The sequence below is a fragment of the Nocardiopsis sp. B62 genome, assembly GCF_018070675.1.
Lineage (GTDB): Bacteria > Actinomycetota > Actinomycetes > Streptosporangiales > Streptosporangiaceae > Nocardiopsis > Nocardiopsis prasina.
This window is the reverse complement of sequence record NZ_JAGPXK010000028.1, coordinates 1-11378: the sequence shown is the minus strand read 5'-3', so window position 1 is coordinate 11378 and position 11378 is coordinate 1. Positions and strand designations below refer to the sequence as shown.

The window sequence follows — 11378 nt, the reverse complement described above, 5'->3', positions numbered from 1 at the left end:
CTGCGTCGTCTCCGGGTTCGGGAGCGGTCTCCTCCCCGGGCTTCCCGCCTCAGTCGCGCCGGTCCGCGTCTTCGGGAACGGCCTCGTAGGTGATGCCGTACATCTGTTCCTCCGACTCCTCGTCCGCGCGGCCGCGACGCCACCAGCCGCCCTCGGCGCGCCGGTCCGCGCGGCGCTGCCCCCGCAGCTCCCGGCGGGCCTCCCTGCGCGCCTGCCGCTCCACCACGCGGTCGCGCCTACGGGCCTGCCGCACACGGCGCAGCACCGCCCGGCGTTCGGCGATGGTCGGCTCCGGCGCCTCCTCCACCACCTTCTCCTCGCGCTCCGCCTCGCGGGGGCGCAGCGCCGTGACGGTGGCCAGCCCCTTGCCGACCGGGACGTCCTCGGGCAACTCCACCACGGGCACGGCGGGTTCGGGGGTCGGCTCGTCCGCGGCCTCCTCCCGCTCCGCGGCCACCTCACGGGACTGCTTGCGCGTGTACCACCAGTTGGCGATCCAGGCCGCCACCGCCGCCGCCACCCCGACCTCGAGGGCGGCCACCACTCCCACCTGCCAGGCCGAGGGGCCCATGTCGCTGAGCCGCTGCGCCCCCAACGAACCGCCCGCCACCCCGGCCAGGGCCGCGAACAACAGGCCCGTCGTCACACCGCACACGAACCCCCACAGGGGCGCCGCCTCGCTGACCACGTCGGGCGCGCTGCGCTGGGTCAGCACGCCGCCGATCGCTCCCGCCACGAACGGCACCGCCAGCGCGCCCAGGGACAGCACCGGGGCGGCGCCGTTGGAGGGCAGCGCCGCGAGCATCGGCAGCGCCGGAACGGCGCCCACCGAAACCTCCGTCGGCGCGACCACCGTGGACGCACCCATCGCGAACCCGGGGCCGAGCGCGTAACAGACCGCGAACACCACCGCGTTGGGCAGGTACGCCAACTGCACGATCAGCAGGAGCGAACCGCCGACCACCCCCGGGCCCAGGGATCGCGTGATCTCGACTGCCTCCGGCAGGTTCATCCCCAGCGCCACCAGGAACAGCACCAGCCCCCCGACCAGCAGGGTTCCCGTGGACGCGAGCATGCCCACCAGCAGCGACCTCGTCCGCGCGGGCATGAGGTCGAGAAGGTCGCGTGCGGCCACTCCCTTGTCCCGCATGAGCTGGCGCAGCACCCCCAGTCCGCCCGCGATGAATGCGATCACGAACCCCATGAGGAGGGCGCGCGGCATGCTGGGCACGGCCTCGTCCGTGCGGGCCAGGAGCGCGAGCGTGCCCGCGATCGCCGCGTAGGGACCGGCGATGGCCAGCGCCGCCCGGTGCACGTGCCGCAGCCGCTCGATCACGCAGCAGCCCGCCAACCATCGACCGAACCGGTACAGCAGCATCCCCGGCAGCAGGACCAGACCCATCGGCAGCAGGCTGATCTGTCCCTCCGCGATGGAGAAGGACACGTGGTGGCCGACCAGCCAGGCCAGCACGGCACCGCGCAGCAGGTCCGCGATGTCCTCGCCGAAGGTGTCGTGGGGCGCCGCCACCCATCCGGCCATGGTGAGCGTGACGATCACCGCCAGGCCGATGCCCGCAGCCGAAGCCGCGGCCACCCCGCCCGTGGAGTAGATCGGTCGGCCCGCCGCCTCCGGCGGTGAGTCGGGCACACTCCCGGAGGCCCCGTCGCTGGTGCTCGTGGACCGCTTCGACTGTCGGCCTCGGTCGGGGGGAGATCCTGGCGTACTCACCCGACTTATGCTGCCAGGGACCGGAATGCTCCGTGGTATCCGGGCCACGCGTGTCGTGTGCGCGTCACCACGACGGAACGCCCCACAAACGCGATACGTCGTAAGATGAGACCCCGCTCCCCCCGCACCAAGGACGCCACATGGCAGAACTCGAACCCGACCGCAGCTACCGGCTGTCCGACACCGAACGCGACGAGGCTCTCGGGAAACTGCGCGTGGCGTTCGAGGAGGGACGGCTCGACACCGAGGAGCACGAGTACCGCTCGGACGTCGCCCTCAGGGCGGTGAACAACGCCGACCTCGTCCCGCTCTTCGACGACCTGCCTCGCAGACTCGCCCCCAGCTCGGTCGCCGAACCCGAACCGGCCCACCCGTCCTCCGAGACCTCCCCCGCCGTCCCCGACGAGGACGGGTCCGAGGTCACCGAGAAGGACCGGGGCGTGAACATCGGCGGACTCCTCGGCTGGGGCGGCTTCCTCCTGCTCGTGTGGGGCACGCCCTCGTTCGTCAGCGGCAACGTCTACGGCATCACGGTCTTCCTCGGGTTCTTCTGCCTCATGGTCGTCGGCCCCCTCGTCGGGCAGCTCATCTCCCAACGCCGACGGCGCGACCAGCTCGGCGACTGAACCCCGCACACGAAACGGCTCCGCCCCACCGACCGGATCACCGGCGGCGGGGCGGAGCCGTGCTGAACGAGCGCCCTGCGGGGCACGTCCCCTAGAAGAGGTCGCGCACCAGCTGAGCGGTCTCGCTCGGGGTCTTGCCGACCTTGACGCCAACGGCCTCGAGGGCCTCCTTCTTGGCGGCGGCCGTACCGGAGGAGCCCGAGACGATGGCGCCGGCGTGGCCCATGGTCTTGCCCTCCGGGGCGGTGAAGCCAGCGACGTAGCCGACGACCGGCTTGGTCACGTTGGCCTTGATGAAGTCGGCCGCGCGCTCCTCGGCGTCGCCACCGATCTCACCGATCATCACGATCACGTCGGTGTCCGGGTCGGCCTCGAAGGCCGCCAGGGCGTCGATGTGCGTGGTGCCGATGATCGGGTCGCCACCGATGCCGACGGCGGACGAGAAGCCGATGTCGCGCAGCTCGTACATCATCTGGTAGGTGAGCGTGCCCGACTTCGAGACCAGGCCGATGCGACCCGGCTTGGCGATGTCGGCCGGGATGATGCCGGCGTTGGACTGGCCCGGGGTGATGAGACCGGGGCAGTTCGGGCCGACGATGCGGGTCTTGTTGCCCTTGGAACCGGCGTAGGCCCAGAAGGCGGCGGTGTCGTGGACCGGGATGCCCTCGGTGATCACGACGGCCAGACCGATCTCGGCGTCGATCGCCTCGACGACGGCGTCCTTGGAGAACTTCGGCGGAACGAAGATCACGGTGACGTCGGCGCCGGTGGCGGCCATGCCATCGGCGACGGAGCCGAAGACGGGCACCTCGGTGCCGTCGAAGTCGACGCTCTGCCCGGCCTTGCGCGGGTTCACGCCACCAACGATGTTGGTGCCGGACGCGAGCATACGGCGGGTGTGCTTGGTGCCCTCAGAGCCGGTCATGCCCTGGACGAGCACCTTGCTGTCCTTGTTGAGGAAGATAGCCATGGTGTGTTGTCCCTACTTCGCCGCGAGCTCGGCGGCCTGAGCGGCGGCGCCGTCCATCGTGTCGACCCGACGAACGGCCGGGTGGGCGCGCTCGTCGAGGATCTGGCGGCCCAGTTCGGCGTTGTTGCCGTCCAGGCGCACGACCAGCGGCTTGCTGACGTCGTCGCCGCGCTGCTCCAGGAGCTCCAGAGCCTGCACGATGCCGTTGGCGACCGCGTCGCAGGCGGTGATGCCACCGAAGACGTTGACGAAGACGCTCTTGACGTCCGGGTCGCCCAGGATGATCTCCAGGCCGTTCGCCATCACCTCGGCGGAGGCGCCGCCACCGATGTCGAGGAAGTTGGCGGGCTTGACGCCACCGTGGTCCTCACCGGCGTAGGCGACCACGTCCAGGGTCGACATGACCAGACCGGCACCGTTACCGATGATGCCGACCTCGCCTTCGAGCTTGACGTAGTTGAGGCCCTTGGCCTTGGCGGCGACCTCGAGCGGGTCACCCTCCTCGGCGAAGGTCAGGCTCTCGAGGTCCTGGCGGAACTCGGCGTTCTCGTCCAGGGTCACCTTGCCGTCGAGGGCGACGACCCGGCCGTCCTTGGTCAGGATGAGCGGGTTCACCTCCACGAGGGTGGCGTCCTTGCCCACGAAGGCGTCCCACAGCTTGGAGACGATCTCCGTGGCACCCGCGGCGGCGGCCTCGGGCAGGTTGCCCGCCTTGACGATCTCCGCGGCGACGTCGGCCGGGGCGCCCTTCAGGGCGTCGATCGAGATCTTGGCGACGGCGTCGGGGTTGGTCTCGGCGACCTCCTCGATCTCCATGCCGCCCTCTTTGGAGCAGATGGAGAGGAAGTTGCGGTTGGCGCGGTCGAGCAGGAAGGAGAAGTAGTACTCCTCGGCGATGTCACTCGCCTCCTCGACGAGGACACGGTGGACCGTGTGGCCCTTGATGTCCATGCCAAGGATCTGCCCGGCCTTGGCCTCGGCGTCCTCGGGGCCCTCGGCCACCTTGACGCCGCCGGCCTTACCGCGACCACCGGTCTTGACCTGGGCCTTCACGACGACGCGGGGCTTGCCCGCGGCGGCGAACTCATCGGCGATGGCACGCGCCTCAGCGACCGTGCTCGCCACCTTCCCCTGGGGTACGGGAACCCCGTACTCTGCGAAGAGTTGCTTCGCCTGGTATTCGAACAGGTCCACGAGGGTCCGTCCTTGTAACTCGCTGGCTCAAGTGTGTACCGGGGTGGCGTGTCGATCGGCGTGACGCACTGAAAGGGGTGTCACGCCACGACGCAGAGCCCCGTTGGGGGTGAGCCGCCTACAGAGATCGAGATCGCCGCGGCGTTGCCACCCGCGACATGCGCAAAGCTTAGTCGCCCGTCGTCTGGCCGCCGGACACCAGGGTCGCGTTCACCCCATGGTCTTGCGCACAAATGCCGCTCATGCGGCGTTGCGGCCCCTCCGGCTTGGGAAGATATGTGACGAGAGACACCGCTGATAACACCGGTTCGGGGTCGATTCGCCCTGGATCGGCCCCCTGACGAACTGCGACGAAGGTCACGAACCCCTCAGGCGGCGTGCGCGGGCCGGATGTTCTCGCGCACCCACTCCGCGATCTCGGCGGTCGGCGCCCCGGGTGTGAAGATCCGGGCGACCCCCATCGCCTCCAGCTCCGCGATGTCGGAGTCGGGGATGATGCCCCCTCCGAAGACCCTGATGTCGGTGGCGTCGTTCTCCCGGAGCAGCTCCATGACCCGACCGAACATCGTCATGTGGGCGCCCGAGAGCACCGACAGGCCGATGGCGTCGGCGTCCTCCTGGAGCGCGGCGGCGACGATCATCTCCGGGGTCTGACGCAGACCGGTGTAGATGACCTCCACCCCGGCGTCACGCAGGACCCGGGCGACGATCTTGACCCCCCGGTCGTGCCCGTCCAGTCCCGGCTTCGCGACGACGACGCGCGCGGCGGCCTCGGCCATGGCGTACCCCTCACTACGTTCCCCTCGGGCGCCCCTTGTGAGGGCCCTCCCCGCGGGGGGAGATGATCGACTCGTGTGAAGAGTAACCCAGGTCACTCGCGGGTGCGGGGCACGGGGGCGGGTATCGTCCGAGGATGGATGACGGATTCGAACAGACCAGTACCGAGGACCTGCGGGAACGCGCCCTGGACCTGGCGCGCAGGCGCTGGGACGTGGGCTTCCTCTGGCGGCTGCTGCGCCTGATCCCCGCCGCCGAGGCCGCCGCGGGCAACCCCGAGGCCAGTGAGGCCAGCGTCGCCCAGGCCACCGGGCTCCTCTACGAGGCGTTCTCGGCGGAGCACGACCCCAAGGTCCACGAGGCGCTGCGCCCGGTCTACATCGACTACCTCACCAGCGAGGACTGACCCGACCTACGTGTCCGAAAACCGCCAGCACGCCTCGTCGGAGTCGACGAACATGGTGGTTGTGATGGACGACGAGCAGCGCTACAGAGCGGTACGGAGCAGGGACTCCCGTTTCGACGGGGTCTTCTACACCGCCGTGCGCACCACCGGCATCTACTGCCGCCCGAGCTGCCCGGCGGTGACCCCGCGCCGGGAGAACGTCCGGTTCTACCGCACCGCGGCCGCCGCGCAGGAGTCGGGGTTCCGCGCCTGCAAACGGTGTCGGCCGGACACGGTTCCCGGCTCCCCCGAGTGGAACGTGCGGGCCGACGTCGTGGGCCGGGCGATCCGGCTGATCCACGACGGCGCCGTGGACCGCGGCGGTGTGGGCGCCCTCGCGGAGAACGTCGGCTACAGCGAACGCCAGCTGAACCGGCTGCTCACGGCCGAGGTCGGCGCGGGGCCCCTGGCCCTGGCGCGGGCCGAGCGCACACACACCGCCCGCGTCCTCGTGGAGACCACCGACATGCCCATGGCGGACGTCGCGTTCGCCTCCGGGTTCAGCAGCGTGCGCCAGTTCAACGAGACGATGCGGGCGGTCTTCGACCGTTCCCCTTCCCAGATGCGCGCGACCACCCGCAGGGCGGCGCCGACCCCGGGCGGGATCGTGCTGCGGCTCCCCTACCGGGGACCGATCGATCTGGAGGGGATGCTCTCCTTCCTCGGCGCCCGTGCGGTTCCGGGCGTGGAGGGGTTCGACGGCTCCTACCGTCGGACCCTGCGCCTGCCCCACGGACCCGGCGTCGTCGAACTCTCCGCCGGCTCCGACCACGTCCTGTGCCGACTGTGGCTCACCGACCCCAGCGATCTGACGAGCGCCGTACGCCGCTGCCGGAGCCTCCTGGACCTGGACGCCGACCCTGACGCGGTCGCCGAGGTCCTGGGGCCCGACCCGGTACTCGGCCCCGTGCTGCGTCAGCGTCCCGGAACCCGCGCTCCGGGCCACGTGGACCCCGCCGAACTCGCGGTCCGCGCGGTCCTCGGCCAGCAGGTGTCGGTCAAGGCCGCGCGTACCCTGGCAGGACGGCTGGTGTCCCGCTACGGGGAACCGCTGCCCTCGGGGCTCGGCGACCTGTTTCCCGAACTCACGCACACGTTCGCCTCCCCGGACTCCCTGGCCGGTGCCGATCCCACCGGGATGTCCATCCCCGTCTCACGGGGCAGGGCTCTGACCACGATGGCCGGGGCGATCGCCTCCGGCCGTGTGGACCTGGGTCCGGGCTGCGACCGGGACGAGGCGCAGCGACAACTGATGGAACTGCCCGGGATCGGCCCGTGGACCGCCGGATACGTCCGGATGCGCGGCCTGGGCGACCCGGACGTCTTCCTGTCCACGGATCTCGGCGTCCGCCAGGCCCTGAAGCAGGAGGCCGAGCCCGAGGCCTGGAGCCCGTGGCGTTCCTACGCGACCCACCTCCTGTGGGCGTCACTCAGCCTGAAGGAGTCAGCATGATCACCGAACAGGACACACTTCCCATGGACCTGGAGCAGCCCGCTCCGTCCCGCGAGGCCGCGGTGACGTTCCGTTCGCCGCTGCCCGGCCCGACCCGCCACGGCACGATGGACTCACCCCTGGGCGAGCTGACGCTCTTCGGTGACGGCGAGGCCCTGGGCGGCCTCCTGACGCCGCCCCAACAGGGAACGCGTGCCATCCCGTCCGACTGGGTGGCCGACGAGGGCTCCTTCACCGAGGTGAGGAAGCAGCTGGCCGCCTACTTCGCCGGGGAGCTCCAGCACTTCGACCTGCCACTCGCTCCCTCCGGGACGCCCTGGCAGCTCCGGGTGTGGCGGGCGCTGACCACCGTCCCCTATGGGGAGACCTCCAGCTACGGCCAGCTCGCCCGGGAACTGGGCCGACCCACCGCGTCCCGCGCCGTGGGCATGGCCAACGGGCGGAACCCGATCAGCGTCATCGTTCCGTGCCACCGGATCATCGGTGCCAACGGGAAGCTGACCGGCTACGCCGGGGGCCTGGAGCGCAAGGAGTTCCTGCTGGCGCTGGAGAGAACCACTCGGTAGGGAACCAACCAAACAAGGGGTGTCGCCGGAGAAAGTTTCCGGAACACCCCTTGTCCGCTTGTGGGGGCCTGGTTACTCTGCGGTAGCCACGAGCTTGTGGTGTCACACCCCGTTCGCTCGACTCCCCAGGAGAAGCGTTGACACTACCCACCACCCCCCTGGTACTGACCGCCTCGGTCGCGCTGGTCGTCACCTCCATGACCCCCGCGTCGGCACAGACCGAACCCCTGAGCACCGCCGCCAACGTGGAGATCCTCACCGAGGTGGCCGAAGACCTCCCCACCACCACGTCCTCCCTGGCCGACTCGGTCATCGAGGACGTCCTGGCGGAACGCTCCACGGAGCTGTCCACCCTCGCCGCCCAGGACCGGGACGTGCGGGTCGACATCCGTGAGGCCAACGACGAGGCCGCCTTCGGTGTCGCCATCGTCACCGCCCCCGAGATCGAGGGCGAGGACCCCCACGCCTGGTTGTTCGCGGCCGAACTCGACGGCGCGACCTGGGACATCGGCCTCGAGGGCACCGAGGACTTCTCCCAGATCCTCGCCGACTCGGCCCTGATGGACACCGAGCAGCGCGAGACCGTCGCGGCCTCCACGGACCCGGACCAGCTCTCCCCGATGGCCTACACCGGGGTGGGTCTGCCGTTCTCCATCGGCACCTCGATGATCATGACCGGCGGCCCGCACGGGTTCAGCGGCGGCCCCCCGTACAGCTCCGTGGACTTCGCCGGAGGCAACGGCCAGGCCCGCGCGGCCCGGGGCGGCTACGCCTACTCGCTCTGCTCCGGCTGGACCCGGGTCATCCACGACAACGGATACTCCACGGACTACTACCACCTGGAGGACTACCAGTGGCTGCCCGGTAACGACGTGGGCACCGGCCACTACCTGGGTACCCAGGGCAACAGCCTCTGCGCGGGCGGCTCGACCACCGGCGCGCACATCCACTTCTCCCTGCGCGGCTACACGGACCCGAACGCCGCAGGTTGGTACGTGGCGCTGAACGGCCTCACCCTGGGCGGCTGGACCTTCGTCGAGGGCGCCAACTACGGCGGCTACGCCTACCGCGACGGGGTGGGCACCGTCTACCCGGGCGGTTCGATGCACAACTACGGCTTCTGAAGTCGAAGCGCCCGGCTGCCCGGCCGGGCGCTTCACCTCCGTTCGTACCCCGCAAGGGCGCGACTTTCGTAGCCGCAGGCTAGCTCTCGCGGCCGATGCCCCGACGGGGGCGGCCCCCCTAGGTTCGTGTGCAGACCACAACCGAAGGGACGGACATGCTCAGGAACAGCCGAGTGTTGGGGACGATCGGAGCCGCGGCGCTGCTGGGCCCGTTGGCGCTGGCCCCTCCCGCCTCCGCCATCATCGGCGGGGTCGACGCCACCGAGGAGTACCCGTTCGTGACCGCCCTGTTCGACGACCAGGGCCTGCACTACTGCGGGGGTTCGCTGATCGACGAGCAGTGGGTGCTCACCGCCGCCCACTGCTCCGACTTCGACCTGCTCGGCACGGAGAAGATCTCAGTGCGGGTGGGCAGCAACCATCGCGACGAGGGCGGCAGCGAACGCGAGGTGGTCGACGTGGTCCAGCACCCGGACTACGAGGCGCAGGACGTCAGCGACGACCCCGACTACCCCCACTCGTTCCTCCTGGTGCGCAAGGACATCTCACTCCTCAAGCTGGACTCCCCGGTCGAGCAGACCCCCATCCGCATCGCCGAGGACCGGCCGGCCCCGGGCACCGAGGTGCGTGCCCTCGGCTGGGGCGTGGTCGACGAGCTCGGCCAGGTACCCAAGCCGGAGATCCTCCAGCAGATCGACACCGAGATCGTGCCCGACGACCGCTGCGCGGAGCTCGACGAGGACCTCTGCTCCGAACACCCCACTGAACAGGCTCAGGTCTGCTCGACCGACTCCGGTAGCCCCATGATCCGCGGCACCGAGGACGGCTGGGAACTGGTCGGCCTGGTCAGCCGCGACGGCGACTACGACGAGAGCGTCGCCTGCGTGGGCCCGTGGGTCTTCACCGAAACGGCCAAGCACAACGCCTGGGCCACCGACACGATCAGGAAGTAGCCAGAGCGGGGCCGCAGGTTCCGACCCGTCACCCGCACGGCACCAGAACCCCGAGGAGGTCGGAACCGCGAGGAGGTCGGAACCGCGGACGAAAACCCCCGGGGGCCGCAGGTGAAAACCCCTGGGGGCGCAGGCCACCTGGGGGTCCGTCTGTGGTTGCTGTTCGCTGTGGGTTCTGGGGTTGGGGTTGCTGTAGCGGGAGGGTTCTGGGGTTGGGGTTGTGGTTGCTGTAGCGGGAGGGTTCTACGGCCAACCCGTTTTTCCCATTAGCTAAAGGCGGTCGGGTGCCGGTTACTGCGTACCCCTTGGGGTCATTCAGTCTGGTCAGGGCGGGGTGGGCGCATGGTGCTCTGCCCGCACCGCACTTGGCGGATGAGCAGAACGGTGCACGACTGGTAGGTCAGGGCCAAGTACGGCGACGGGCCACCCCCCAGGACAACCGACGTGTTCGAGAGATGCGTGTCCCCAGCACTGGCGAAAACCCCCGCCGTCTGAGCGCCGACCACCGCACTCCCGCCAACCCGCACCACCGAGCGAAGCGCGTACCTGCACCTCTGTACCCCGCTGTGTCTGAGGGGGTTTGCGCCGTGCGGGTTCAACCAGCGGGGACGAGGCTTCAAACAAACCCTCGGGGGCTGAGGCGGCTGCACACCTGCACGCGCACACCCCCTGTGGCCTGAGGGGGTTGGTGCCGCGCGGGTCACTACAGCGCACGGTTGCGCTTCCAACCCCGCACGGGCCGGGGCAGCGCACAAGTGCACGTTCACACCCCCGGTGGCAGGGGGTTGGTGCGCACGGGCTACTACCGCCCCCGCCCCGGGTGGTTGAACGTGCACGGTGCGCAGATCCCCCAGCGCCAAGGGGTTTGCTTGAACCTCATCACGCGCTGTAGTAACCCGCACGGCGCAACGCACCTCAGACTCTGGGGGTCTAGAAACGGTTGGTGGTGTGCCCGCCTGGGTGTGTACGGGTTGGCCGTAGAGCGGTAAACGGTGCTTAGACGGCGGGGGTTTTCGCCAGAGGTGGGGACACGCATCTCTGGAACACACCGGTAGTCCTGGGGGGTGGCCCGTCGCCGTACTTGGCCCTGAACTACCAGACGTGTCACCAAACCGCTCATCCGCCAAGTGCGGTGCGGGCACAGCACCATCCACCCACCCCGCCCTGATTGGAAAGTTCAGCCCCAAGGGGTACGCAGTAACCGGCACCCGACCGCCTTTAGCTAATGGGAAAAACGGGTTGGCCGTAGAACCCTCCCGCTACAGCACCACAACCCCAGAACCCACAGCGAACAGCAACCACAACCCTCAAGGCCGCGCACCCACACCAACACCCACACAACCCCCAGCGGCCCTCGACCCCCAGGGCTTCTCCCATCCCCCAACCCAGAAACCACAACCACAACCACAACACAATTCACAAACGCACAAACAACCCCAACAAAAAAGAAGGGAAAGAACCCGCCCCAAAGGACAAGCCCTTCCCCTCCCCTATCAAGAAAAACCGTGGCAGCGACCTACTCTCCCACCCCACAACAGGGC

10 protein-coding genes are annotated in these 11378 nt (G+C 69.6%); 6 read left to right on the top strand and 4 right to left on the bottom strand.

Features of this window, described 5'->3' with window-relative positions; genetic code table 11:
• Nucleotides 1-49 precede the first annotated feature (49 nt).
• A complete protein-coding gene (locus KBX21_RS22395; RefSeq protein WP_210843509.1) occupies nucleotides 50-1648 on the bottom strand; it encodes a DUF6350 family protein in 1599 nt (532 codons plus the stop codon).
• A 221-nt stretch (nucleotides 1649-1869) separates the two neighbouring features.
• Here KBX21_RS22395 and KBX21_RS22390 point away from each other — a divergent pair, with 221 nt between their 5' ends.
• Nucleotides 1870-2355, top strand: coding sequence for a DUF1707 domain-containing protein (locus KBX21_RS22390; protein WP_210843508.1), 486 nt, complete (start codon nucleotides 1870-1872; stop codon nucleotides 2353-2355).
• 91 nt (nucleotides 2356-2446) lie between these two features.
• Here KBX21_RS22390 and sucD read toward each other — a convergent pair whose 3' ends face one another.
• The 3 genes from sucD to KBX21_RS22375 form a co-directional block, all read right to left on the bottom strand.
• Nucleotides 2447-3325, bottom strand: coding sequence for a succinate--CoA ligase subunit alpha (gene sucD / locus KBX21_RS22385; protein ID WP_017545891.1), 879 nt, complete (start codon nucleotides 3323-3325; stop codon nucleotides 2447-2449).
• A gap of 12 nt (nucleotides 3326-3337) precedes the next feature.
• Nucleotides 3338-4519 carry an ADP-forming succinate--CoA ligase subunit beta gene (gene sucC / locus KBX21_RS22380; protein ID WP_049575688.1) on the bottom strand — a complete coding sequence of 394 codons (1182 nt, stop codon included), beginning with the start codon at nucleotides 4517-4519 and terminating at the stop codon, nucleotides 3338-3340.
• Nucleotides 4520-4887: 368 nt separating this feature from the next.
• Nucleotides 4888-5298, bottom strand: coding sequence for a cobalamin B12-binding domain-containing protein (locus KBX21_RS22375; protein ID WP_017545893.1), 411 nt, complete (start codon nucleotides 5296-5298; stop codon nucleotides 4888-4890).
• A gap of 134 nt (nucleotides 5299-5432) precedes the next feature.
• Here KBX21_RS22375 and KBX21_RS22370 point away from each other — a divergent pair, with 134 nt between their 5' ends.
• The 5 genes from KBX21_RS22370 (at nucleotide 5433) to KBX21_RS22350 (ending at nucleotide 9837) form a co-directional block, all read left to right on the top strand.
• Complete coding sequence (locus KBX21_RS22370; protein ID WP_049575686.1) at nucleotides 5433-5702, top strand: hypothetical protein; 270 nt, start codon at nucleotides 5433-5435, stop codon at nucleotides 5700-5702.
• A gap of 52 nt (nucleotides 5703-5754) precedes the next feature.
• Nucleotides 5755-7194 (top strand): AlkA N-terminal domain-containing protein, encoded by a 1440-nt coding sequence (locus KBX21_RS22365; RefSeq protein WP_049575683.1) that lies wholly within the window; start codon nucleotides 5755-5757, stop codon nucleotides 7192-7194.
• Nucleotides 7191-7760 carry a methylated-DNA--[protein]-cysteine S-methyltransferase gene (locus KBX21_RS22360; RefSeq protein WP_282104581.1) on the top strand — a complete coding sequence of 190 codons (570 nt, stop codon included), beginning with the start codon at nucleotides 7191-7193 and terminating at the stop codon, nucleotides 7758-7760. The genes KBX21_RS22365 and KBX21_RS22360 overlap by 4 nt, the downstream gene beginning before the upstream one ends.
• Nucleotides 7761-7897: 137 nt before the next feature.
• A complete protein-coding gene (locus KBX21_RS22355; RefSeq protein WP_210843506.1) occupies nucleotides 7898-8884 on the top strand; it encodes a M23 family metallopeptidase in 987 nt (328 codons plus the stop codon).
• 155 nt (nucleotides 8885-9039) lie between these two features.
• Nucleotides 9040-9837, top strand: coding sequence for a trypsin-like serine protease (locus KBX21_RS22350; protein ID WP_210843504.1), 798 nt, complete (start codon nucleotides 9040-9042; stop codon nucleotides 9835-9837).
• The last annotated feature ends 1541 nt before the right edge of the window (nucleotides 9838-11378 follow it).